The sequence below is a fragment of the Micromonospora sp. D93 genome, from assembly GCF_018070365.1.
Lineage (GTDB): Bacteria > Actinomycetota > Actinomycetes > Mycobacteriales > Micromonosporaceae > Micromonospora > Micromonospora ureilytica.
In genome coordinates this window covers 31,930-54,906 of record NZ_JAGPXW010000043.1, presented here as the reverse complement: position 1 = coordinate 54,906, position 22,977 = coordinate 31,930, and the positions used below count along the sequence as shown (strand labels likewise).

At 69.4% G+C, this 22,977-nt stretch carries 19 protein-coding genes, 1 tRNA gene and 1 pseudogene; 12 read left to right on the top strand and 9 right to left on the bottom strand.

The window, feature by feature from the left end; genetic code table 11:
• Positions 1-586: 586 nt before the first annotated feature.
• A complete protein-coding gene (locus tag KBX71_RS31580) occupies positions 587-2,011 on the bottom strand; it encodes a pyridoxal-dependent decarboxylase (RefSeq protein ID WP_210821381.1) in 1,425 nt (474 codons plus the stop codon).
• Between the two features lie 257 nt (positions 2,012-2,268).
• On the opposite strand from KBX71_RS31580, the gene KBX71_RS31575 reads away from it, so the two are divergent.
• Entirely contained in the window at positions 2,269-4,512 is a 2,244-nt protein-coding gene (locus KBX71_RS31575) for a cellulose binding domain-containing protein (protein WP_210821380.1), read from the top strand.
• A gap of 200 nt (positions 4,513-4,712) precedes the next feature.
• Here KBX71_RS31575 and KBX71_RS31570 read toward each other — a convergent pair whose 3' ends face one another.
• Together KBX71_RS31570 and KBX71_RS31565 are read right to left on the bottom strand one after the other, a co-directional pair.
• Positions 4,713-5,723: an LLM class flavin-dependent oxidoreductase gene (locus KBX71_RS31570; protein WP_307847428.1), complete on the bottom strand. Its 1,011-nt coding sequence runs from the start codon at positions 5,721-5,723 to the stop codon at positions 4,713-4,715.
• A 73-nt stretch (positions 5,724-5,796) separates the two neighbouring features.
• Complete coding sequence (locus tag KBX71_RS31565) at positions 5,797-6,276, bottom strand: Lrp/AsnC family transcriptional regulator (RefSeq protein ID WP_124815755.1); 480 nt, start codon at positions 6,274-6,276, stop codon at positions 5,797-5,799.
• Between the two features lie 83 nt (positions 6,277-6,359).
• Here KBX71_RS31565 and KBX71_RS31560 point away from each other — a divergent pair, with 83 nt between their 5' ends.
• Positions 6,360-7,538, top strand: coding sequence for a PLP-dependent aspartate aminotransferase family protein (locus KBX71_RS31560; RefSeq protein WP_210821378.1), 1,179 nt, complete (start codon positions 6,360-6,362; stop codon positions 7,536-7,538).
• A 4-nt stretch (positions 7,539-7,542) separates the two neighbouring features.
• Here the strand turns inward: KBX71_RS31560 and KBX71_RS31555 are convergent, their stop codons facing one another.
• The 3 genes from KBX71_RS31555 to KBX71_RS31545 all read right to left on the bottom strand — a co-directional run bounded on the left by KBX71_RS31555 (position 7,543) and on the right by KBX71_RS31545 (position 9,139).
• Positions 7,543-8,193, bottom strand: coding sequence for an NAD-dependent epimerase/dehydratase family protein (locus tag KBX71_RS31555; protein WP_210821377.1), 651 nt, complete (start codon positions 8,191-8,193; stop codon positions 7,543-7,545).
• Between the two features lie 85 nt (positions 8,194-8,278).
• Positions 8,279-9,028, bottom strand: coding sequence for a transcriptional regulator (locus KBX71_RS31550; RefSeq protein WP_210821376.1), 750 nt, complete (start codon positions 9,026-9,028; stop codon positions 8,279-8,281).
• A 36-nt stretch (positions 9,029-9,064) separates the two neighbouring features.
• Positions 9,065-9,139, bottom strand: a tRNA-Leu gene (locus KBX71_RS31545).
• A 97-nt stretch (positions 9,140-9,236) separates the two neighbouring features.
• Between KBX71_RS31545 and KBX71_RS31540 the strand changes: the two genes are divergently transcribed.
• The 10 genes from KBX71_RS31540 to polA all read left to right on the top strand — a co-directional run bounded on the left by KBX71_RS31540 (position 9,237) and on the right by polA (position 20,895).
• Positions 9,237-9,857, top strand: a complete 621-nt coding sequence (locus tag KBX71_RS31540; protein ID WP_112582684.1) for an ANTAR domain-containing response regulator — start codon at positions 9,237-9,239, stop codon at positions 9,855-9,857.
• Between the two features lie 639 nt (positions 9,858-10,496).
• The gene (locus KBX71_RS31535) at positions 10,497-11,654 is read left to right on the top strand and encodes a branched-chain amino acid ABC transporter substrate-binding protein (RefSeq protein WP_210821375.1); all 1,158 of its coding nucleotides are present in this window, start codon (positions 10,497-10,499) and stop codon (positions 11,652-11,654) included.
• A 109-nt stretch (positions 11,655-11,763) separates the two neighbouring features.
• Complete coding sequence (locus KBX71_RS31530) at positions 11,764-12,714, top strand: branched-chain amino acid ABC transporter permease (RefSeq protein WP_210821374.1); 951 nt, start codon at positions 11,764-11,766, stop codon at positions 12,712-12,714.
• Positions 12,711-13,820, top strand: a complete 1,110-nt coding sequence (locus KBX71_RS31525; RefSeq protein ID WP_124815743.1) for a branched-chain amino acid ABC transporter permease — start codon at positions 12,711-12,713, stop codon at positions 13,818-13,820. Before KBX71_RS31530 ends, KBX71_RS31525 begins: the two co-directional genes overlap by 4 nt.
• A gap of 46 nt (positions 13,821-13,866) precedes the next feature.
• A complete protein-coding gene (locus tag KBX71_RS31520; RefSeq protein ID WP_167492923.1) occupies positions 13,867-14,658 on the top strand; it encodes an ABC transporter ATP-binding protein in 792 nt (263 codons plus the stop codon).
• Positions 14,648-15,358, top strand: coding sequence for an ABC transporter ATP-binding protein (locus tag KBX71_RS31515; RefSeq protein WP_124815740.1), 711 nt, complete (start codon positions 14,648-14,650; stop codon positions 15,356-15,358). Before KBX71_RS31520 ends, KBX71_RS31515 begins: the two co-directional genes overlap by 11 nt.
• Before the next feature lie 37 nt (positions 15,359-15,395).
• Positions 15,396-16,307 (top strand): ABC transporter substrate-binding protein, encoded by a 912-nt coding sequence (locus KBX71_RS31510; RefSeq protein WP_210821373.1) that lies wholly within the window; start codon positions 15,396-15,398, stop codon positions 16,305-16,307.
• A 3-nt stretch (positions 16,308-16,310) separates the two neighbouring features.
• Positions 16,311-17,288, top strand: a complete 978-nt coding sequence (locus KBX71_RS31505) for an amino acid ABC transporter permease (protein WP_196925458.1) — start codon at positions 16,311-16,313, stop codon at positions 17,286-17,288.
• Positions 17,289-17,341: 53 nt separating this feature from the next.
• Positions 17,342-18,094 carry an amino acid ABC transporter ATP-binding protein gene (locus KBX71_RS31500; protein WP_210821385.1) on the top strand — a complete coding sequence of 251 codons (753 nt, stop codon included), beginning with the start codon at positions 17,342-17,344 and terminating at the stop codon, positions 18,092-18,094.
• A 101-nt stretch (positions 18,095-18,195) separates the two neighbouring features.
• Entirely contained in the window at positions 18,196-20,895 is a 2,700-nt protein-coding gene (gene polA, locus KBX71_RS31495) for a DNA polymerase I (protein WP_210821372.1), read from the top strand.
• A gap of 171 nt (positions 20,896-21,066) precedes the next feature.
• On the opposite strand, the pseudogene KBX71_RS31490 reads toward polA, so the two are convergent.
• From KBX71_RS31490 to KBX71_RS31480, 3 genes and pseudogenes are all read right to left on the bottom strand, one after another.
• Positions 21,067-21,411, bottom strand: a pseudogene (locus KBX71_RS31490) (DUF3140 domain-containing protein); the annotation flags it as partial.
• A gap of 94 nt (positions 21,412-21,505) precedes the next feature.
• A complete protein-coding gene (locus KBX71_RS31485; protein ID WP_210821371.1) occupies positions 21,506-22,111 on the bottom strand; it encodes a Uma2 family endonuclease in 606 nt (201 codons plus the stop codon).
• A 54-nt stretch (positions 22,112-22,165) separates the two neighbouring features.
• The gene (locus KBX71_RS31480) at positions 22,166-22,972 is read right to left on the bottom strand and encodes a class I SAM-dependent methyltransferase (RefSeq protein ID WP_210821370.1); all 807 of its coding nucleotides are present in this window, start codon (positions 22,970-22,972) and stop codon (positions 22,166-22,168) included.
• Between the last annotated feature and the right edge of the window lie 5 nt (positions 22,973-22,977).

Sequence of the window (22,977 nt, the reverse complement as noted above, 5' to 3'; positions counted from 1 at the left end):
CTCGCGCCTCGCGCCTCGCGCCTCGCGCCTCGCGCCTCGCGCCTCGCGCCTCGCGCCTCGCGCCTCGCGCCTCGCGCCTCGCGCCTCGCGCCTCGCGCCTCGCGCCTCGCGCCTCGCGCCTCGCGCCTCGCGCCGATCATGGAGTTGTGGTGGGATGAATGTCGCTGTCAGTGCGGTTCGTCGGGCACCGCAACTCCATGATCGACGCGCGGGTGCTGCGCGGGGGTGGGGTGCGCGGAGGGGCGGGGGCCGCAGCGCGGCGATGCCCCGTCGAACGTCGTGATTGCCGAGGCTGAACCACCCAAGATCGTGCTCGATCGTGGATGTAGTGGCATCCCGGCGCTTCGTGGCCACTACATCCTGAATCGAGCGTGACCTTGACGGCCGCGGGCACCCAAACCCCGCCCCCGGCCTACCGGCGACGACGTTCGTCGGCACGATCCGCAATATCAGGGATGTTGCTGTCTCTCGCGCGTCGGAGGCAGCAACATCGGGGAAGTTGCGCAGATCTTCGGGCCGGGCCGGCCCGGCCCCGGGCTGGGCGGGGCCGGGCTGGGCGGGGCCGGGCCGTGGCGGGGCGGCGCGGTTAGGGGGTGGGCGGGGTGGTGGCTGCCTCGGAGAGCAAGGTCCATGCCTCGTCGATGTGCGCTTCGGTGGTCTGCGGCGCGCCGACCGCCAGCCGCAGCGTGTAACGGCCGGCGACGCGGGTGTGCGTCAGGTACACCCGTCCGGTGGCGTTCGCCGAGGCCAGCAGCGCCGCGTTGGTGTCGTCGTCGGCGCGCAGTCGGAAGCAGACGAGTGAGAACGGGTGCGCCGCCGCCAACTCGAACCGGTCGTCGGCGCGGATCCGCTCGGCGAACCGCTCGGCCAGCGCCACTGAGGAGCGGATGTGAGCGCGCAGCCCTTCGGCGCCGTACCAGCGCAGCACGAACCAGAGCTTGAGGGCCCGGAAGCGTCGGCCCAGCGGCACCTGCCAGTCCCGGTAGTCGATCACGGCACCGGATTCGGTGGCCGCGTTGCGCAGGAACTCCGGCAGTACGGTCAGCGCCTCGATCAGTTCGGCGCGGTCGGCTACCCAGAACGCGTCGCAGTCGAAGCCGGTGAGTAGCCACTTGTGCGGGTCGAAGCAGTAGGAGTCGGCGTACTCCAGGCCGGCGTGCGTCCACCGCAGTTCGGGGCAGACGGCGGCGGATCCCGCGTACGCGGCGTCGACGTGCAGCCAGATTCCGTACTCGGCGCAGATGGCCCCGATCTCCGGCAGCGGGTCGATGGCGGTGGTGGAGGTGGTGCCGATGGTCGCCACCACGATGGCCGGCGTGTCGCCGGTGGCCAGGTCGGCCTCGATCGCGGCCCGCAGTGCGCCCGGCAGCATCGCCTGGGTGTCCGGGTCCACTTCGATCGAGCGGATCCCGTCGCTGCCCAGCCCGGCGATCCGTACCGCCTTCTCGATGGACGAGTGCCCGTGCAGGGAGGTGTACGCGCGGTAGCGCCGGTCGATGCCGCTGTGGCGCCAGCGGCCGCCGCTGGCCCGGTGCAGTGCGGTCAGGGTGGCCACCAGTGTCGCCGAGGAGGCCGAGTCCTGGATGACCCCTCCGCCGGCGCCGGTGGAGCGGAACCGCGGCGGTAGGTCCAGCAGCTGGGCCAGCCAGTCCATCAGCACCGTCTCCACCTCGGTGCAGGCTGGGCTGGACGCCCAGAGCATGCCCTGCACGCCGAGCCCGGAGCTGACCAGGTCGCCGAGCACGCTCGGGCCGGAGGTGTTGGCCGGGAAGTAGCCGAAGAAGCCCGGGTGCTGCCAGTGGGTCAGCCCCGGTACGACGATCGAGTCCAGGTCGGCGAGGATCGCCTCGACCGGTTCGCCGCCGGTGGTGGGAGGCGTGCTGGGCAGGGCGGCGGCCACCGTGCCGGGCGGATCGGTAGGGGCGATCGGTAGTTGTTCCACTGTCGCCCAGTAGTCGGCGATCCAGTCGATGACGGCGTGGCCGGCGCGACGGAATTCGTCAGGGTCCATGTGGTGGGCGCTCATCCGAACGAGTTGACCAGCCATTGATCGCGGGGGCAAGACCCCGACCAAGTAACGGTCGTCGATGTTGCGCGTCGGAAAGCGCTTGCCTTACGATGCGCGTGAGTCGGATCCGTGAGTTCCAGGGCGTTTCATCCCCGATCAGATCGCCGGCCGCCGCCGTCACGGCGGGGTCGGTCCACTGTGCTTCCCCGGGCAGGGTCGGTGGGCCGCAGCGATCACCACCGGATCCCCGGAGGCAGTGCATGCACCCGTCCAGACATCGGCTGATCCTGCTCGCCGCCACGACGGCGGCCACCGTCGTGGCCGGCACCCTCGGCACGGTCGTCGCCTCGGCCGCCGCCGTCGGCTGCCGGGTCGACTATCAGATCACGAACCAGTGGCAGGGCGGCTTCGGCGCCAACGTCACAGTCACCAACCTCGGCGACCCGGTCAACGGGTGGGCGGTCACCTGGTCGTACGCCGCAGGTCAACAGGTCACCCAGGCGTGGAACACCGCCGTCACCCAGTCCGGTGCGCAGGTCACCGCGCGCAACGTCGACCACAACGTCGCGATCGCCACGAACGGCAGCGCCTCGTTCGGCTTCAACGGTTCGTGGACCGGCAGCAACCCGGTGCCGAGCAGCTTCGCGCTCAACGGCACGACCTGCACCGGCGCCCCACCCACCGAGGAGCCGACCACCCCGCCACCCACCGAGGAGCCGACCACGCCGCCACCCACCACGCCTCCGCCGTCGGCCGGGGTGGTGCAGATGGAGGACCTGGACCGGGGGCTGGTCAGCGTCCGCTCCGGCAGCGGCAACCTGGTGTCCTGGCGACTGCTCGGCACCGAGACCTCCGGGGTGGCGTTCAATCTCTACCGGGGTTCCACAAGGGTCAACGCCAGCCCGATTACCGGCGCCACCAACTACCTCGACAGTGGTGCGGCGGCCGGCTCGGCGTACACCGTGCGGGCCGTGGTGGGCGGCGCCGAGCAGGCGGCGTCGGCACCGGCGTTGCAGTTCGGCGCGGGTTACCTGGACGTGCCGTTGCAGGTCCCGCCCGGGGGCAGCACCCCGAGCGGCGAGAGCTACTCCTACAGCGCCAGCGACGCCTCCGTCGGTGACCTCAACGGCGACGGCACCTACGAGATCGTGCTCAAGTGGGAACCGTCGAACGCCAAGGACAACTCCCAGTCCGGCTACACCGGCAACGTCTACGTCGACGCGTACACCCTCGCCGGCACCCGGCTGTGGCGGATCGACCTGGGCCGCAACATCCGGGCCGGCGCCCACTACACCCAGTTCCAGGTGTACGACTACGACGGCGACGGCCGGGCCGAGGTGGCCATGAAGACCGCCGACGGCACCCGCTCCGGCACCGGTCAGCTCATCGGCTCGTCGTCGGCGGACTACCGCAACTCCAGCGGCTACGTGCTGTCCGGCCCGGAGTACCTGACCATGTTCAACGGTCAGACCGGTGCCATCGCCTCCACCGTCAACTACGACCCGCCGCGTGGCACGGTGTCGTCCTGGGGTGACTCGTACGGCAACCGGGTGGACCGGTTCCTGGCCGGCACGGCGTACCTGGACGGGCAGCGCCCCTCGCTGATCATGGCCCGGGGTTACTACACCCGCGCGGTGATCGCGGCCTGGGACTTCCGCGACGGCACGCTGCGCAAGCGGTGGACGTTCGACTCGAACTCCTCCGGCAACGGCGCCGCCGCCGGTCAGGGCAACCACCAGATCTCCGTCGCCGATGTCGACGCCGACGGCCGCCAGGAGATCGTGTACGGGGCCGCCACCATCGACGACAACGGCCGGTTGCTCCACTCGACGGGCAACGGCCACGGCGACGCCATGCACGTCGGGGACCTGGACCCTGGCCGCACCGGCCTGGAGGTGTTCAAGGTCGACGAGGACGGCAGCAAGCCCAGTTCCTACTTCGCCGACGCCCGTACCGGTCAGGTCCTCTGGTCCACGCCGGCGTCCGGCGACAACGGCCGGGGTGTCTCCGCGGACATCTGGGCGGGCAGCCCCGGGGCGGAGTCGTGGTCGTCAGCGGTCGCCGGACTGGCCAACACCAGGGGGCAGAACGTCGGCCGCAAGCCGTCCTCGGCCAACTTCCTCGCCTGGTGGGACGGTGACCCGGTGCGGGAGCTGCTCGACGGAACGAAGATCGACAAGTACGGCACCGGCGGTGAGACCCGGCTGCTCGACGGCAGCGGGGTGGCATCCAACAACGGCACCAAGTCCACGCCGGCGCTCTCCGGCGACATCCTGGGCGACTGGCGCGAGGAGGTGATCTGGCGGACCACCGACAGTCGGGCGTTGCGCATCTACAGCACACCCACCCCGACCAGCACCCGGATCTACACGCTGATGCACGACCCGCAGTATCGGGTGGCGATCGCGTGGCAGAACACCGCCTACAACCAGCCGCCACACCCGGGGTTCTTCATCGGCAACGGAATGGGCACCCCACCCACGCCGGACATCCACCTACGTTGATGCAAACCCTGGTGATCCCGAGCGGGGTCGCCTAGGGTGGCAGGCACCGGGCCGCAGCCGCGGAATCCGCTCAGCTCCGGCCCGGTGCGCCACACCGCGGCATTCCCAACCCGTCCCGACCGGGAATGCCGTACCACCACCGGAACCAACATTAGGCACCGTCCGGGTCGGCAGGGTGACGCTGACGTGAAGATCGTGTTTCACGCGCTCCGGCGCAGACCGCCCGCCACCTGCTCGGCGATCAACTCGTACGACCGCACCCGGTCCTGCACGTCGTACACGAGCGTGGTCAGCATCAGCTCATCCGCCTCGGTGCGCTCCACCAGCTCGGTCAGCTGCCGACGCACCGTCTCCGGCGAGCCCATCGCCTGACCGTCGCGGCGCGCCACGACGAACTCCCGCTCGATCTCGGAGTACGGGTACGCCGCCGCCTCGTCGGGCGTCGACAACGGCTCCGGCCGCCCCGAGCGCAACTTCAGGAACGACAGGGCGCTCGGCCCGGCCAACCACTCGGCGCGCTCGTCGGTCTCCGCGCACACCGCGTTGACCGCCACCATCGCGTACGGCTTGTCCAGCCACTGCGACGGCCGGAAGTTCTGCCGGTACAGGGCCAACGCCGGCAGGGTGTTCTGCGAGCTGAAGTGGTGCGCGAAGGAGAACGGCAGACCGAGCAGGCCGGCGAGTTGGGCGCTGAAACCGCTGGAGCCCAACAGCCACACGGCCGGCTGCTCACCGCGGCCCGGGGTGGCGATGATCTGCCCCGGCTTCTCCCCGCTGAAGTAGTTCATCAGGTCCGTCAGCTCGCGCGGGAAACCCTCCGCCGACAGGCCCTCCATGGTGCGCCGCAACGCCAACGCGGTCACCTGGTCGGTGCCCGGCGCCCGCCCGATGCCCAGGTCGATCCGACCGGGGTGCAGCGCCTCCAGGGTGCCGAACTGCTCGGCCACCACCAGCGGCGCGTGGTTGGGCAGCATCACCCCGCCCGACCCCAAGCGGATCGTCGACGTGTTCGCCGCCAGGTGCGCCAGCAGCACCGCGGGGGCGGAGCTGGCGATCGCCGGCATGTTGTGGTGCTCGGCCACCCAGAACCTGTGGTAGCCCAACTCCTCGGTGCGACGGGCCAGCTCGGTGGTGGCCTGCAACGCCGCGCCAGCGGTGGTGCCCTTGGCAACCGGAGCAAGATCAAGAACAGACAACGGTACGGTGATCACACGGTCAGCCAACCCGTCGCCGGCCGGCTTTGTTCCGGGATACGGGTTTTCGTCGGCCACCTCACCCGCCCGCTCAGCCCATCCCGCGCGCCTGCTCGAAGATCAGGCTGGTCTGCGTGTGTTGCACCACCGGGTCGACCGCCAGGTGGTCCAGCACGAAGTCCCGCAACGCGTCGCCGGACGCCGCCCGCACGTGCAACACGTAGTCCTCCGCGCCGGCCACGTGGAACACCGACACCACCCCCGGCAGCCGCACCGACCGGGCACGGAACGCGTCCACCGCCGCCCGCTCGTGCGCGGTCAACCGCACCGACACCAACGCCTGCAACGGCAGACCGAGCGCCGCCGGGTCCACCTCGGCGTGAAAACCACGGATCGCACCACGCTCGCGCAACGCCCGCGTACGCGTCAGGCACGTCGACGGCGCCACGCCCACCCGCTCGGCGAGCGCGTTGTTCGGCAGACGGCCATCCGCCGCCAGCTCGGTCAGGATCGCGCGGTCCACCTCGTCCAGGGCCGGATACGGCCGCACATCATTCGGCTCAGGGGACATTCCGCCATCCTCGCCCGAACCCAACACGGAAACAAGCGTGATTCACAGAATCATCTGCCGAGCCATTGCCCACTGGCCGTCAAATGTTCGACGCTTCAGCCATGACAACGATGGACACCCGGGCCGTGCACGCCGGCCGCGACGACCTCCGCACCCTCGGCGTGCACGTACCACCCATCGACCTGTCCACCACGAACCCACTGCCCTCCGTCGACGACGGCGGCGCCGCGTACGAGCAACTCGCCACCGGCGGCACCCTCCCCACCGACGGCAGCGCCGTCTACCAACGGCTCTGGAACCCCACTGTCGCCCGCTTCGAAACCGCCCTCGCCGAACTGGAAGGCACCGCCCAGGCCGTCGCCTTCGCCAGCGGAATGGCAGCCCTCACCGCCACCCTGCTCGCCGCCGCCCGCGACGACCGCCGGCACGTCGTCGCCGTCCGACCCCTCTACGGCGGCACCGACCACGTCCTCGCCACCGGCCTGCTCGGCACCACAGTCACCTGGTCGCGCCCCGACGAGGTCGCCGCCGCGATCCGCCCCGACACCGCACTGATCATCGTCGAGACACCCGCCAACCCCACAGTCGACCTGGTCGACATCGCCGCCCTCGCCGCCGCGGCCGGCGACACCCCACTGCTTGTCGACAACACCGTCGCCACCCCCGTGCTGCAACAACCCGCCCGGCACGGCGCCACCCTCGTCCTGCACAGCGCCACCAAGAGCATCGGCGGGCACGGCGACGTCCTCGCCGGCGTCGTCGCCTGCGACGACACCTGGGCCGTACGCCTACGCCAGGTCCGCGCGGTCACCGGCGCGATCCTGCACCCCCTCGGCGGCTACCTCCTGCACCGCGGCCTGCAAACCCTGCCGCTGCGGGTCCGCGCCCAACAGGCCACCGCCGAGAAACTCGCCGGCTGGCTCGCCGACCACCCCGCCGTACACCGGGTGCACCACCCCTCGGTGCACGATCCTGCGGCGCTGGTCGGACGGCAGATGGCCGGACCCGGCAGCCTGCTCGCCTTCGAGGTACGCGGCGGCGCGCCCGCCGCGGCCGCCGTCGCCGACGCCTGCCGCCTCATCACCCACGCGGTGTCCCTCGGCGGTGTCGACACCCTCATCCAGCACCCCGCCTCACTCACCCACCGGCCGGTCGAGGGCGACGCCAAACCCGCCGCCGCCCTGCTGCGTCTCTCGGTGGGCCTCGAGGACCCCGAGGACCTACGCGCCGACCTCGCCCACGCCCTCGACACGATCGTCTGACCGGTCACCGCAGCTCGCGGTTGCCCAACACCCGGACGGGCGAACCCTGCCGAGCCACCCGCAGCATCGCCCGGCCGATCCCGTCGGTAGTGGTGACCTGGTTTGGCAGCAACCGACTCAGCACCGGAAACAGCGGACGCGTGACCCCGTACCCGAACCGGTACCACCGCGTCTTCGACACCGCCCCGTACGTCGGCTGGATGAACCCCGGCCGCGCCGCGTAACCGTTGGGCAGCAGATCCATGACCGCGTTCTCGGCGCGACCCTTGACCCGCGCCCACATCACCCGACCCTGACCCGACGAGTCGGTGCCCTGACCCGAGACGTAGACGAACGTGACATCCGGGCTCACCTCAGCGAACAACCGCGCCGCCGCCATCGGGTAGTCATAGCTGACCCTCGTGTACGCGGCCTCGTCCACACCCAACGAGGACACCCCCAGGCAGTAGAAACACGCGTCGACGCCTGTCAACTCGGCCCGCACCGCGTCCAGCTCGCCCACGTCCGCGACCGTCAGCTCCCGCAGCTTCGGATCCTGCCTACCGGACGGCCGCCGACCGACAGTCAGCACCTCCCGCACGTCATCGGCGAGCAGGCACTCGCGCAACACGCCCTGACCGACCATCCCGGTCGCACCGAACACAACCACCCGCATCGGAACCCACCCACCCCTGTCGCCGCCCGCGTCTCGCCCTGATCGTCAGCCAGGCTCCCACGATCGGTGATCCGCGCGGTAACGGTCAGGACTTCGGGCCGACGTGCCGGTCCAGCGTGGCGACGGCGTCGCGCCGCGCCACCGACAGCGAGTTGCGCCGGTTCATGCGCCAGGCGACGCCGAGCAGGTCGAGGCTCCACTGGCAGAGCGCCATGATGTCGGCCGACTCGTTGACGAACATGTAACGCGGGTAGACGTAATGCCGCCCTCGGGTGGTGACCCGGTTGGCGATACGGCAGCCGTCGGAGTGGAACAGCCCACGCAGGAAGTCGCCCGGGTGTGCGGCAACGAGATCGCGCTGCCAGTCGGCCAGGACGATTGGTCGCTCGTGTTTCCTCCCGGGCCCGTGCTGCGGGAACAGGCACGGCCAGTGCGTGCCGTAACTCTGTACGCCGACGCAGCCCTGTTTCTGGACGTGCTGCACCTTCGCTGCGAGCACGGCCCGCATGGCAACGTCACATGCCTCGATGAGCCCTGGCCATGAGTTGGAGCAGTAGATGCGCAATACCGGCACCCGTGCCGTCGTCACCAGATGTCCATCGCCGAGGTACAGACCGAGGAGATAGACGTAGGCACGGGGGTCTGTCGGACTGTCGACACCCTCGCGACAGCGGAAACACCGGAGCTGCGTGCCCTGAAACTTCGCCTCCGGCCGGTCGTTGCACCAGTGCCAGACCGTCCGATAGGGCAACCCGACAGCCCTGGCGGTGTCGGCGACAGTGCTGCCCGCGAGGAAGAACTGCCGTGCGCGGGCGCGGATTTCAGGTGGATGCACGAGGCGATACTCGAACACCCGTACGACATTAATTTGTGCCCTCGGTGGGATTCGAACCCACACTGTATGGAGTTTGAGACCATTGCCTGCTGCCAGTTGGGCTACGAGGGCGCTTCCCTGATTCAGCCCTGACAGAATACCCACTACGCTGAACGCGGTGACACCCGGCTGGGCGGGTGCCGCGTTCGAACTGGTGGGGGTAGGGCTGGTGGCTGAGATGCCGACGGATGCCGAGCGTAGGCGCGTACTGATCGCCGAGGACGAGGCGCTGATCCGGCTGGACCTCGCCGAGATGCTGGTCGAAGAGGGTTACGAGGTGGTGGGGGAGGCCGGCGACGGTGAGACAGCCGTGCGCCTCGCCGAGGAGTTGAAGCCCGACCTCGTCATCCTCGACATCAAGATGCCGATCATGGACGGGCTGGCCGCCGCCGAGCGCATCGCCGGTGCCCGGATCGCTCCGGTGATCATTCTGACCGCGTTCAGCCAGCGTGATCTGGTGGAGCGGGCGCGGGCGGCGGGCGCGATGGCGTACCTGGTGAAGCCTTTCCAGAAGAGCGACCTGGTTCCGGCGGTGGAGATCGCGCTGTCGCGTTACTCGGAGGTCGCGGCCCTGGAGGCGGAGGTCGCGAGCCTGACCGACCGCCTGGAGATCCGTAAGTCGGTGGAGCGCGCCAAGGGCGCGCTGATGACCACGTACGGGATGACCGAGCCGCAGGCGTTCAAGTGGATTCAGCGCACGGCGATGGACCACCGGATGACCATGAAGGAGGTCGCCGAGCGGATCCTCGCGGAGACCGCCGGCGGTGAAGTGACCCTGCCGGCACCCTGACCGGCGTCGATCCGCGTCGCGGCGGGTAGGGGCGCTGCTCTCGGCGCTCCGCGGTGCTGGTGGCCGCCCGCGGACCCTTGGTCGGCCCGAGGGGGGAGAGGCCGCGGTCGGCGGCGTGGCCCGGCTGACGGCGGGCCGCCGCGCTGGTGGCCGTCCGCGGGCGGAGTGTCGGGCGGCTGCCCGGGACGGGGACCGTCACGGACCGTGGCTCTCGGTCGATGCGGGTGATTCATGGCGGGCGATGGCGGCGCTTGGCCGGTTTCGGACAGTGGGGACACGGCCGGCGCGGCGGCCCTATCTGAAGATCGACTGCTGATGGCGACGGGCGGTGGAAAAACGCCGCGCGCCTGGTGGCTGCCGTTGTCAGACCTCGATCGGTAACGGACACATAGCCGTTGATCAGTTACCGAAGAAACGAAGGCGAAGCAGCCCCGCAGCCGACGGTTCTTACAGGGATGGGTTCTGATCCGCCACGGTGTGTAACGGTTCGGTCAACCCGCTCCGATGGGGCTTACGTCACAGCTCCACGGTGGGATAACGTCCGGCCCCAGACCGGCGACGACGGTCTGGTTCGTCCGCCCCCGCAAGTGCCAATAGCCAGCGGGTGGTTCGGACCATGGGACGAGGAGGGTTCGGGCCTTGAGGCAGAAGCTCGCGCGCGTTATCGGTGGGGTCGCCATGGTGGCGCTCGTCGCCGGTGGAACCGCATGCTCCAGTGGCGACGACGCGGCAGGCGGCGGTGACGCCTGTGGCAGCAAGATCGCATTCTTCGGCGCGTTGACCGGCAGCTCGGCCGCGCTCGGCATCAACGAGAACAACGGTGTCAAGCTCGCCGTTGACAAGTACAACAAGGAAAACGCCGACTGCAAGGTCGAGCTGGCGTCCCTGGACTCGCAGGGCAGCCCCGACCAGGCGCCTGGTCTGGCGCAGAAGGCGATCGACGACACCAAGATCCTCGGCGTCGTCGGCCCGGCCTACTCGGGTGAGTCCGAGGCTGCCGGCCCGCTGTTCAGCGAGGCTGGCCTGGTGACCATCACCCCGTCCGCGACCCGGCCCAGCCTGGCCGACCAGAAGTGGAAGACCTTCTTCCGCGCGGTCGGCAACGACTTCAGCCAGGGCCCGGCGGCCGGCAACTACATGAAGAACGTGATGAATGCCGACAAGGTCTACGTCATCGACGACCAGTCGGCGTACGGCGCTGGCCTGGCCGACGAGGTCAAGAAGGTGCTCGGCTCGGCGGTTGTCGGCTCGGACAAGGTCCAGGGCGAGGGCAAGCAGACCGAGTTCTCCGGCGTGGTCACCAAGGTCAAGGCCGCCAACGTGAAGGCGATCTTCTACGGCGGTTACTACCAGGAGGCCGGCCTGATCCGTAAGCAGCTCACCGCTGCCGGGGTCACCGCGCCGCTGGTCGCCGGCGACGGCGTCAACGACGGTGCGTACATCACCTCCGCTGGTGAGGCGGCGGCCGAGGGCACCATCCTCACCTGCCCGTGCCAGCCGGCCGCCGAGGCCCGTGGCACCTTCGTGCAGGAGTTCAAGGCGCTCACCGGCACCGACCCGGGCACCTACAGCGACACCGCCTACGACGCGGCGAACATCCTGCTGGCCGGTATCAAGGCTGGCAAGACCACCCGTGAGGGTCTGCTGGAGTTCGTGAAGGGCTACAGCGGCGAGGGTGTCGCGGCGAGCTACAAGTTCACCGAGACCGGCGAGCTGGACCCGGCTCAGGTCAAGGTCTGGGCCTTCAAGGTCACCGGCGGCAAGGTTGTCCCGGACCAGGAGATCCCGAAGTCCTGATGTTGGTCGCTGCTTCGGCGATTGAGTTGTGATCGCGGGTGCGGCCGGGAGCTGCTCGCTCCCGGCCGCACCCCAATTTTCTCTCCAGACGTGATGGAGCGTCCCTCCCTTGGACTTCAATGGACTGTTCTCCAACTTCGGGGAACTCACCACGACCGGCCTGACCCAGGGCGCGATCTACGCCCTGGTCGCGCTCGGCTACACGCTGGTCTACGGCGTACTGAGACTCATCAACTTCGCTCACTCCGAGGTCTTCATCGCCGGCGCGTTCGCAGCGATCTGGACCTGGAACGGCTTTGGACTCGACCAGAACTCACAGGTCAGCGGGATCGGCTCGATCCTGTTCTACCTGCTGGTGGCGATGATCGTCGCCGCCATCGCCTCGGCGGGCACCGCGACGGTGATCGAGCGGGTGGCGTACCGGCCGTTGCGTAAGCGCAACGCCCCGCCGCTGGCCTTCCTGATCACCGCGATCGGCGCGTCGATCGCGATCTCCGAGGCCTTCGGCATCTGGACCCGCCGACTGCCGGAGGGCGCGCCCAGTCTGGTGAGCAGCAAGCCGCTGTTCCACGTCTTCGGCGTGCCGATCGACTCGATCCAACTGCTGACGATCGGCGCGGCGCTGCTGATGATGGTCCTGCTGGACCTCTTCATCAACCGCAGCCGTACCGGCCGGGGCATCCGGGCCGTGGCCCAGGACGCCAACACCGCCGCGTTGATGGGTGTGAACAAGGACCGGATCATCCTGATGGTCTTCATCACCGGTGGCTCCATGGCCGGCGTCGCAGGTCTGCTCTACGACGTGCGGATCCAGACCCTGACCTACAGCGTCGGCTTCCTGCTGGGGCTCAAGGCGTTCACCGCCGCGGTGCTGGGCGGTATCGGCAACCTGCGCGGCGCGCTGATCGGTGGCCTGCTGCTGGGCGTGGTCGAGAACTACGCCGCCGGTCTGTTCGGCAGTCAGTGGAAGGACTTCGCCGCCTTCGCGGTGTTGGTGGTGCTGCTGATGTTCCGGCCGACCGGTCTGCTGGGCGAATCGCTGGGGAGGGCACGGGCATGACGACCGTCCTGGAGAGGGTGCGCTCCGGCCGCGAGGCGGCTGGAGAACGGTGGCGTGGCGCGCCGCGCTGGGTGCGCTGGGCGCTGCTGGTCGCGGTGATCGCGTTCTTCTACGCGCTGCCGAACAGGGAGTTCTACCAGTATCTCGGGCCGATCCCGACCCCTGGTGCGAACTTCACGCAGGTGCTCTTCACCGTCTCGATCTACGTGCTGCTGGCCGTCGGGTTGAACATCGTGGTCGGTTTCGCCGGCCTGCTCGACCTGGGCTACTTCGGCTTCTTCGCCGTCGGCGCGTACACCGTGGCGGTGCTGACCTCGCCGAGCAGCAACGTCAAGACGCTCTGGCCGTGGCTGCTCGTGGTGCCGCTGGCGATCGGGCTGACCATGCTCTCGGGCGTGATGCTCGGTACGCCGACGCTGCGCCTGCGCGGTGACTACCTGGCGATCGTGACGCTCGGCTTCGCCGAGATGATCCGGATCGCCGCGGTCAGCTCGGACTTCCTCAAGGGCCAGCGGGGTTTCAACCAGATCCCGCACCCGCCCGGCAAGTACGCCGACGGCAAGCCGTTCTTCGGCGTGCTGGACGCCCGGCCGTACTACTGGCTGGTGCTCACGCTGATCATCCTGGTGGTGATCGGTGTGCGGAACCTGACGCACAGTCGGGTCGGTCGGGCCTGGATCTCGATCCGGGAGGACGAGGACGCCGCGCAGCTGATGGGTGTGCCGACGTTCAAGTTCAAGCTCTGGGCGTTCGCCTCGGGTGCCGCGATCGCCGGCCTGGCCGGTGCGCTCTTCGCGGGTAAGCAGAACTTCGTCAACTCGCAGAACTTCGAGCTGCTCAACTCGATCATCATTCTGGCGGCGGTGATCTTCGGCGGCTCGGGCAACATCGTCGGCGCGATCGTCGGTGGTGGCCTGGTGGCGTACATGATCGAGCGGTTCCGCGGCATCGAGCTGTTCGGCGTGGAGCTGTACGAGTACCGGTTCCTGATCTTCGGCCTGGTCCTCGTGGTGATGATGATCTTCCGGCCGGAGGGCCTGATTCCGAACCGACGACGGGCGGCGGAGTTCAAAGACCGTCGCAAGGAGGTGATCGTCGGTGAGTGACACCGATCAGACGCCGGCTGTTCCGGCGCAGGCCGGCGCGCCGGCGATGGAGGCGGTCCCCAGTCGGGAGCCGCTGCTGGAGGTCGACAACGTCACGTTGCGCTTCGGCGGCGTGGTCGCGCTCGACAACGTCAACTTCACCCTCTACAAGGGAGAGATCCTCGGGCTGATCGGCCCGAACGGGGCTGGCAAGACCACCTGCTTCAACGCGATGACCGGCATCTACCAGCCCACCCAGGGCGAGATCCGGTTCCGTGGCGGCAAGATCAGCGGGAAGAAGCGCCACCAGATCACCCAACTGGGCATGGCGCGGACGTTCCAGAACATCCGCCTGTTCCCGGAGATGACCGCCCTGGAGAACGTCCAGGTCGGCGCGGACGCGCACCACAAGACCAGCGTGCTCTCCGCGCTGTTCCGGTTGCCTCGGCACCGGCGCGAGGAGCGTGAGGGTCGGGAGAAGGCCGAGCGGCTGCTGGAGTTCGTCGGCATCCGGCACCGGCTGCACGAGTTCGCCCGCAACCTCTCCTACGGGGAGCAGCGGCGGTTGGAGATCGCTCGGGCGCTGGCCACCGATCCGGTGCTGCTCTGCCTGGACGAGCCGGCCGCCGGCTTCAACCCGGCGGAGAAGGAGGAGCTGCTCCAGCTCATCCGGCAGGTCCGGGACACCGGCGTGACCGTGCTGCTGATCGAGCACGACATGCGCCTGGTCATGGGCGTCACCGACCGGATCGTCGTGCTGGAGTTCGGAAAGAAGATCGCCGAGGGGCTGCCCGCCGAGGTGCGGGACAACCCGAAGGTGGTCGCGGCGTACCTGGGGGTCCCGGACGATGTTGCTTGAGATCGACGATGTGAGCCTGCTCTACGGGCGGATCCAGGCGTTGCACGGCATCAGCCTGACCGTGGCGGAGGGTGAGATCGTCGCGCTGATCGGCGCCAACGGCGCCGGGAAGTCGACCACCATGCGGGCGATCTCCGGGATCCGGCCGATCGCCACCGGCAGCATCCGGTTCGAGGGCGAGGACATCTCCAAGCTCCGGGCGGACCTGCGGGTCCGGCGGGGGCTCTGCCAGGCGCCCGAGGGTCGGGGGATCTTCCCCGGCATGTCGGTGCTCGAGAATCTGGACATGGGGGCGTACACCCGGCGTGACCGGGCCGGGATCGCCCAGGACCTGGCCCGGGTGCTCGATCTCTTCCCGCGGCTGGCGGAGCGACGTAAGCAGGCCGGCGGTACCCTTTCCGGCGGCGAGCAGCAGATGCTGGCGGTCGGTCGGGCGTTGATGAGCCGGCCGAAGCTGCTGTTGCTCGACGAGCCCTCGATGGGTTTGGCGCCGATGTTGATCCAACAGATCTTCGACATCATCAAGGAGATCAACGAGCAGGGCACCACGGTCCTGCTGGTGGAGCAGAACGCGCAGCAGGCGCTGGCCCGAGCGCACCGGGCGTACGTGCTCGAGACCGGCAGGATCGTCAAGAGCGGCACCGGCGCCGAGCTGCTGCACGACCCGGCGGTCAAAGAGGCATACCTCGGCGTGGCCTGAGCGGCCGTCACACCCCTCACGCAAGGAGTGCAGAGACATGTTCAATACCAACGGTGCCCGCCGGGCGGCGCTCGGTGCCGCCAGTGCGGCGCTGCTCGCCCTCTCGCTGACGGCGTGTGGGGAGAAGGAGAACACCGCCCAGCCCGGTGCCGGTCCGACCGTCACGGCGGCGGCCGACTCGGCGCTGGCCGGGAAGGTGCCCGACGCCATCAAGGCCGACGGCGTGATCAAGGTCGGCACCGACTCGACGTACGCCCCGGCCGAGTTCCTCGACGCCGATGGCAAGACGGTCGTCGGCTTCGACGTCGAGCTGTTCAACGCGGTGGCGCAGAAGCTCGGCCTCAAGGCCGAGTACGAGTCGTCGCCCTTCGACGCGATCCTGCCCGGTGTCGACTCTGGCAAGTACGAGATCGGTGTGTCGTCGTTCACCATCAACGCCGAGCGGCTCAAGAGCGTCAACATGGTGAGCTACTTCTCCGCCGGCACCCAGTGGGCGACCAAGGCCGGCAACGCGGGCAAGATCGACATTGAGAACGCCTGCGGCAAGAAGATCGCCGTGCAGACCGGCACCGTGCAGTTCGACGACATCACCGCGCGGTCGAAGAAGTGCACCACCGGCGGCAAGCCGGCGATCACCATCGACCAGTACCAGGCGCAGAGCGACGCCACGGCCGCCGTGTTCAGCGGCAAGAACGACGCCATGCTGGCCGACTCGCCGGTCGGGGCGTACGCGGTGAAGCAGAGCAACGGCGGGCTGGAGCTGGTCGGCGACATCTACGAGTCCGCCCCGTACGGCTACGCGGTCAAGAAGGACCAGACCGCCTTCGCCGAGGTGCTCAAGGAGGCCGTCCAGGCGGTCATCGCCGACGGCACGTACCAGACCGCGTTGAAGAAGTGGGGCGTCGACGGTGGCGCCATCACCTCCTCGGCGCTGAACCCCGCCAACTGACGCATGTCGTCAGAAACGGACACAACCGAACGGGCACGGCCGGAACCCATCCAGGCCGTGCCCGTCCGGCATCCCGGACGTTGGGTCGCGGTCGCCGTGATCGGGGTGTTGGTGGCCATGTTCGTCCACCTGCTGGTGACGAACAAGGCGTTCAACTGGGCGTTCATGGTCGACGAGATGTTCCGGCCGCCGATCATGGAGGGGCTGCGCGGCACGCTCGCGCTGACCGTTCTGGCGATGGTGATCGGCGTCAGTCTCGGCGTCGTCATCGCCATCATGCGGTTGTCGGAGAACCCGATCCTGCGCGGCGTCTCCTGGGCGTACACCTGGTTCTTCCGGGCGGTGCCCCGGCTGGTGCTGGCGATCCTCTTCGGCAACCTCGGCATCCTCTGGGCCCGGATCGAGTTCGGGCTGCCGTTCGACCGGCAGCTCGGCGCGCTCTTCGGCATTGACAACTTCGAGGCACGTCTCTTCGGCTTCTCCGCGCTGGAGATCCTCACGGGATTCGTCGCCGGCATGCTGGCGCTCGGGCTCTCCGAGGCGGCGTACATGGCCGAGATCGTCCGGGCCGGGATCCAGTCGGTGGACGAGGGGCAGACCGAGGCGGCGCAGGCGCTGGGCCTGAGCCGTACCCAGATCCTGCGGCGCATCGTGCTGCCGCAGGCGATGCGGGTGATCATCCCGCCGACCGGCAACGAGACCATCGCGATGCTCAAGGACACCTCGCTGGTGGCCTTCGTGCCGGTCTCCACCGAGCTGTTCTTCCAGCTCAAGGCCGTGGGTAACCGGACCTTCCAGGTCTTCCCGATGTACGTGGCGGCCTGCCTCTGGTATTTGCTGCTGACCAGCGTGTTGCTCGTCGGGCAGTACTACCTGGAGCGGCACTTCTCCAAGGGGTTCGGCAAGAGCGCCCAAGCGAAGATCAGACTGCGCGGGATCGCCGCGGAGGCCGGCGGTAGCGCGAGCGAGGCAGGTCGGTGATGACGCAGGTGACGACACCCGCGGAGGCCGCGGGAACGGCCGGCGACGGCGTGATGGTTCGGGCCGAGCAGGTGCACAAGTCGTTCGGGTCGGTGGAGGTGCTCAAGGGCATCGACCTGGAGGTCCGCAGCGGCGAGGTCTGCTGTCTGCTCGGGCCCTCCGGCTCGGGCAAGTCGACGTTCCTGCGCTGCATCAACCACCTGGAGAAGATCAACGCCGGCCGGATCCGGGTGGACGGCGACCTGATCGGCTACCGGGAGCGCGGCGGCAAGCTGCACGAGATGCGGGAGAAGGAGATCGCCGCCCAGCGCCGCGCGATCGGCATGGTGTTCCAGCGGTTCAACCTCTTTCCGCACATGACCGCCCTGCAGAACGTCGCCGAGGCGCCGGTGCTGTTGGGCCGGGAGCGCAAGGCTGCCGCCCGGGACCGGGCCGCCGCGCTGCTTGAGCGGGTCGGGCTCGGCGACAAGCTCGGCAACTACCCTGGGCAGCTCTCCGGCGGGCAGCAGCAGCGGGTGGCCATCGCCCGGGCGTTGGCGATGCAGCCGAAGCTGATGCTCTTCGACGAGCCCACCAGCGCGCTGGACCCGGAGCTGGTCGGTGAGGTGCTCGACGTGATGAAGGACCTGGCCCGCGACGGCATGACGATGATCGTGGTGACCCACGAGATCGGCTTCGCCCGGGAGGTCGGCGACTCGCTGATCTTCATGGACGACGGGGTGGTGGTGGAGTCCGGCGCGCCGCGCGAGGTGATCGCCAACCCCCGGCACGACCGGACGAAGGCGTTCCTGGCCAAGGTGCTCTGAGAAGGTGCTCTGAGCCGGTACCCGGCGCGGCCGTCCGACGGCCGCGCCGGGCGCCGTGCCGGTGTCCCGTCCTGTCGTAGTGGCGGGCTAGAGTCGCTGCCGTGACAGCTACGACACCGCGCCTGCTTCTCGTCGACGGACATTCCATGGCATACCGGGCTTTCTTCGCCCTGCCTGTGGAAAACTTCTCCACCACGACGGGGCAGCCGACAAACGCGGTGTACGGCTTCACCTCGATGCTGATCAACGTGCTGCGCGACGAGCAGCCCACCCACATCGTCGTGGCCTTCGACGTCTCCCGCCACTCCTTCCGCACCGACAAGTACGCGGAGTACAAGGCCGGCCGCAGCGAGACCCCGACCGACTTCAAGGGCCAGGTCAGCCTGGTCAAGGAGGTCCTGGCCGCGCTGCAGATCCCGGTGGTCGAGAAAGAGGGCTTCGAGGCCGACGACGTGATCGCCACGCTCGCCTGCCAGGCTCGCGACCAGGGCATGTCGGTGCTGATCAGCAGCGGTGACCGCGACGCTTTCCAACTGATCGACGATCAGATCACCGTCCTCTACCCGCGCAAGGGCGTCTCCGACCTGGCCCGGATGGACCCGGCGGCGGTCGAGGCGAAGTACGGCGTCCCGCCACAGCAGTACCGGGACCTCGCCGCGCTGGTCGGCGAGACCAGTGACAACCTGCCCGGCGTCCCGGGCGTCGGCCCGAAGACCGCAGCCAAGTGGATCACCACGTACGGCGGTGTGGAGGGCGTGATCGCCAGGGCCGACGAGATCAAGGGCAAGGCCGGCGACAGCCTGCGGGAGCGGCTCGCCGACGTGATCCGCAACTACGAGATCAACTGCCTCGTCTCCGACCTGGAGCTGCCGCTGCGCCCGGAGGACACCCGCTGGACGGGTTGGGACCGGGAGGCGGTGCACCAGGTCTTCGACACCCTGGAGTTCCGCATCCTGCGCGACCGTCTCTACCAGTACCTCGAAGCGGTCGAGCCGGAGGCCGAGTCCGGCTTCGACCTCGCCGGCGAGGTGCTCACCGAGCCCGGCGCGCTGGCCGGGTGGCTGACCACGCACGTCCCGACCGGCACCCCGGTCGGGTTGGCGGTCAAACTCGACACCGGCCCCAACCGCCGGCACACCGCCTCGATCACCGGTCTCGCGCTGGCCACCGCCGGTGGCGCGGCGGCCTGGGTCGACCCGGCTGGGCTCGACGCGACCGACGAGGGCGCACTGGCCGGCTGGTTGGCCGACGCGGAGCGCCCCAAGGTGCTGCACGACAGCAAGCCGGCCGTGCTGGCCTGCGCCGCGCACGGCTGGCAGCTCGCCGGCATCGTCCGCGACACCCAGATCGCCGCGTACCTGGCCCGCCCCGACCAGCGGTCCTACGACCTGACCGACCTGGCGCTGCGCTACCTGCACCGGGAGCTGCGGGTGGACGTTCCGGAGTCCGGCCAGCTCACCCTGGACGGCCTCGGCGACGAAGGGGTGGTCGAGCAGAACCTGATGCTCCAGGCCCGGGCCACCCTCGACCTGGCCGACGCGATCGACGCCGAGCTGTCCCGCGACGGCGAGCAGTCCGCCCGGCTGATGGCCGGCGTGGAGCTGCCGTTGATGCGCGTGCTGGCCACGATGGAGAGCACCGGCATCGCCGCCGACACCCACTATCTGTCCGAGCTGGAGGCCCACTTCGCCGCCGAGGTGAAGGCCGCCGCGCAGGGCGCGTACGAGGCGGTGGGTCGGGAGTTCAACCTCGGTTCGCCCAAGCAGCTGCAGGAGATCCTCTTCACCGAGCTGGGTCTGCCGAAGACCAAGAAGATCAAGACGGGTTACACCACCGACGCCGACGCCCTGCAGTGGCTCTACGCGCAGCAGCCGCACGCGGTGCTGGCCCACCTGCTGCGTCACCGGGACGTGGCCAAGCTCAAGTCGACAGTCGACGGGCTGCTCAAGTCGGTCTCCGACGACGGCCGGATCCACACCACCTTCAACCAGACCGTGGCGGCCACCGGTCGGCTCTCCTCCACCGAGCCCAACCTGCAGAACATCCCGATCCGCACCGAGGAGGGCCGTCGGATCCGACGGGCCTTCGTGGTGGGAGAGGGCTACGAGTCCCTGCTCACCGCCGACTACAGCCAGATCGAGATGCGCATCATGGCGCACCTCAGCTCGGACGACGCGCTGATCGACGCGTTCAACTCCGGTGCCGACTTCCACGCCGCCACCGCCTCGTCGGTCTTCGGGGTGCCGCTCGACGAGGTCACCCCCGACCAGCGCCGCAAGATCAAGGCCATGAACTACGGCCTGGCGTACGGGCTCAGCGCCTTCGGCCTGTCCCAACAGCTCACCATCAGCACCGAAGAGGCGCGCGGGCTGATGGAAAACTACTTCGCCGGCTTCGGTGGCGTGCGCGACTACCTGCAACAGGTCGTCGCCCGGGCCCGCCAGGACGGCTACACCTCGACCATCCTCGGTCGGCGCCGCTACCTGCCCGACCTGGTCAGCGACAACCGGCAGCGCCGCGACATCGCCGAGCGGATGGCGCTCAACGCCCCCATCCAGGGCTCCGCCGCCGACATCATCAAGGTGGCGATGCTGCACGTCGACACCGCGCTGCGCGAGGCCGGGCTGCACTCGCGGATGCTGTTGCAGGTGCACGACGAGCTGGTCTTCGAGGTCGCTCCGGGTGAGCGGGAGGCGTTGGAGACGCTGGTCCGGCGGGAGATGGGCGGGGCGTACCCGCTGTCGGTGCCGCTGGAGGTGTCCGTCGGTCTGGGCCGGGACTGGAACAGCGCTGATCACTGATCGTTTCGGCTTTGGGTGGTTGCGGTGTGGGGGTTCCGGGGCAGCCCGACCCACTCCGGGCGGTCTGGCTTGATCCCTGCGTGGGTCGGGCTGCCCCGGAACCCCTGACCGCGTCGCCCTGCTCGCGGCCGTTGGCGTGGTGCATCAGGGGTCGTCGGGCTGCGCCGGCTACTTCAGGGGGTCGCGGCCCCAGTTCATGAGGGACCAGCGCCACCTGGTGTCGCGGACGTTGCCGGAGGGGCGCTGCGCCATGTGCCGGCGTACGTAGCCGACGACCTTGCGCATGTGCTTGTAGTCGCCCTCGGACAGGTCACCGCGTTTGCGGCGCAGCAGGTTGATGATCTTCCGGCCGGATTCGTGCCCGACGGACTCGCCACCACCAGCGTGGCCGCCCTTGTGCCAGCCGACCTGCTTCGACTCGTCGGTCTCCAGCCACGTGGACAGCTCGCCGGGCTTCATGTTCACCGCTTCGGTGAACTCCCGGTAGGTGTCCCGGCCGTCGTCACCTCTGCTCATGACGCAGCACCTCGGGGCGGTGGGCATGGTCGCCCTGGTGGAATCCCTGCTCGGCCATGGTTCTCGGCTACCCGCGGCGGTCGGGGCGAAACGACTACGGAGTGATCTCGGCGATCGGCAGCTTGATGTCGAACGGCTCGGTCAGCTCGATCACGTCGGGCCCGTCGGCGACCAGCTCGTACTGCCGCTCACCGCCCGGCCCCACCCGGTCGCCGATCCGGTACGCGTACACGTGCACCGGGTCCTGCTCGATACGCCAGTAGAACGGGATGCCGGCGGCGGCGTATTCACCAGGTTTCGCGAACCTGTCGATCCGTCGCGTGCCCGGCGAAACGATCTCCACGGCGAGCACGACGTCCTGCGGCCGCAGAGTGGACCGGTCGGACGGCACGTCGGCGCGGCACAACAGGACATCCGGGCGCCGGCTGGTGTTGTCACCGAGTTCGACCGCGACGGCCTGGGTGGCCCGGATGTCCGCCGGTGCGTGGCAGCGCAGCCACGTACGGAGCAGTCCGGAGATGTCCTGGTGATCCAGTGTCGGAAAGGGCGTCACCTGGAGGGCTCCGTCGACGAGTTCGACGCGCGGGGAGTCGTCGTCTGGCAGGTTCGACAGGTCGGCGACCTGATAGTCGGCCCGCTGTTGTCGTGCCGGGTCCGGACGCCAGCGGTCCGGTGGTGTCGGGTTCGGCCATGCGCTCACCGGCGGACCGTAGCGCCGGTGGCGTTCGGGGCCGTCGCACTCCGCGTGCGGCGCTCAGTCGGTAGGCTTCTCGGTGACGAAGATGGCGGTGCCGGGGAAGAGTCGTCCGCGTAGCGGGCTCCACTGCCCCCAGATCCCCTCGTGTCCCTCCGGCCACTCCGGCTCCACCAGGTCCAGCAGTCGGAACCCGGCGCCGACCAACTCGCGGATCCGGTCGCCGAGGGTGCGGTGCTGCTCGACGTAGGTGGCCACGCCTGTCTCGTCCTGCTCCACGTAGGGGGAGCGGTCGAAGTACGAGTGCACGGCCGTCAGGCCGCCCTCGCCGGGGTCGTCGAGGAAGATCCACCGCATCGGGTGGGTCACCGAGAACACCCACCGCCCGCCCGGACGCAGCACCCGGTGCACCTCGGCGAGCAGCGCCGCCGAGTCGTCCACGAACGGGATCGCGCCGAACGCGGTGCAGGCGACGTCGAACGACCGATCGGCGAACGGCAGGGCGAGCGCGTCGGCCTGCACCAGCGGTACGCGTACCCCGCTGCGGTCGGCGGCCTCGGCGGCGTGCCGCAACATGCCGGCGGACAGGTCGAAGGCGACCGGCCGGGCGCCCTGGGTGGCGAGCCAGCGGGCGGCGGCCGCGGCGCCGGCGCCCACCTCCAGCACCCGCCGCCCCGACACGTCGCCGAGCAGCCGGGCGTCGGCCTCGCGCAGGCCCTCGGGGCACCACACGAAGTCCACGTCGCCGAGGAACGCGCCGTGTTCGGCCTGGTAGTCGTCGGCGTCCGTGTCCCACCAGCCGCGGTTGGCGCGCCGGGCCTCGGCGTCACCCACCCGGCGCCGGGTAACCCGGCTGTCGTCATCCACGCGCC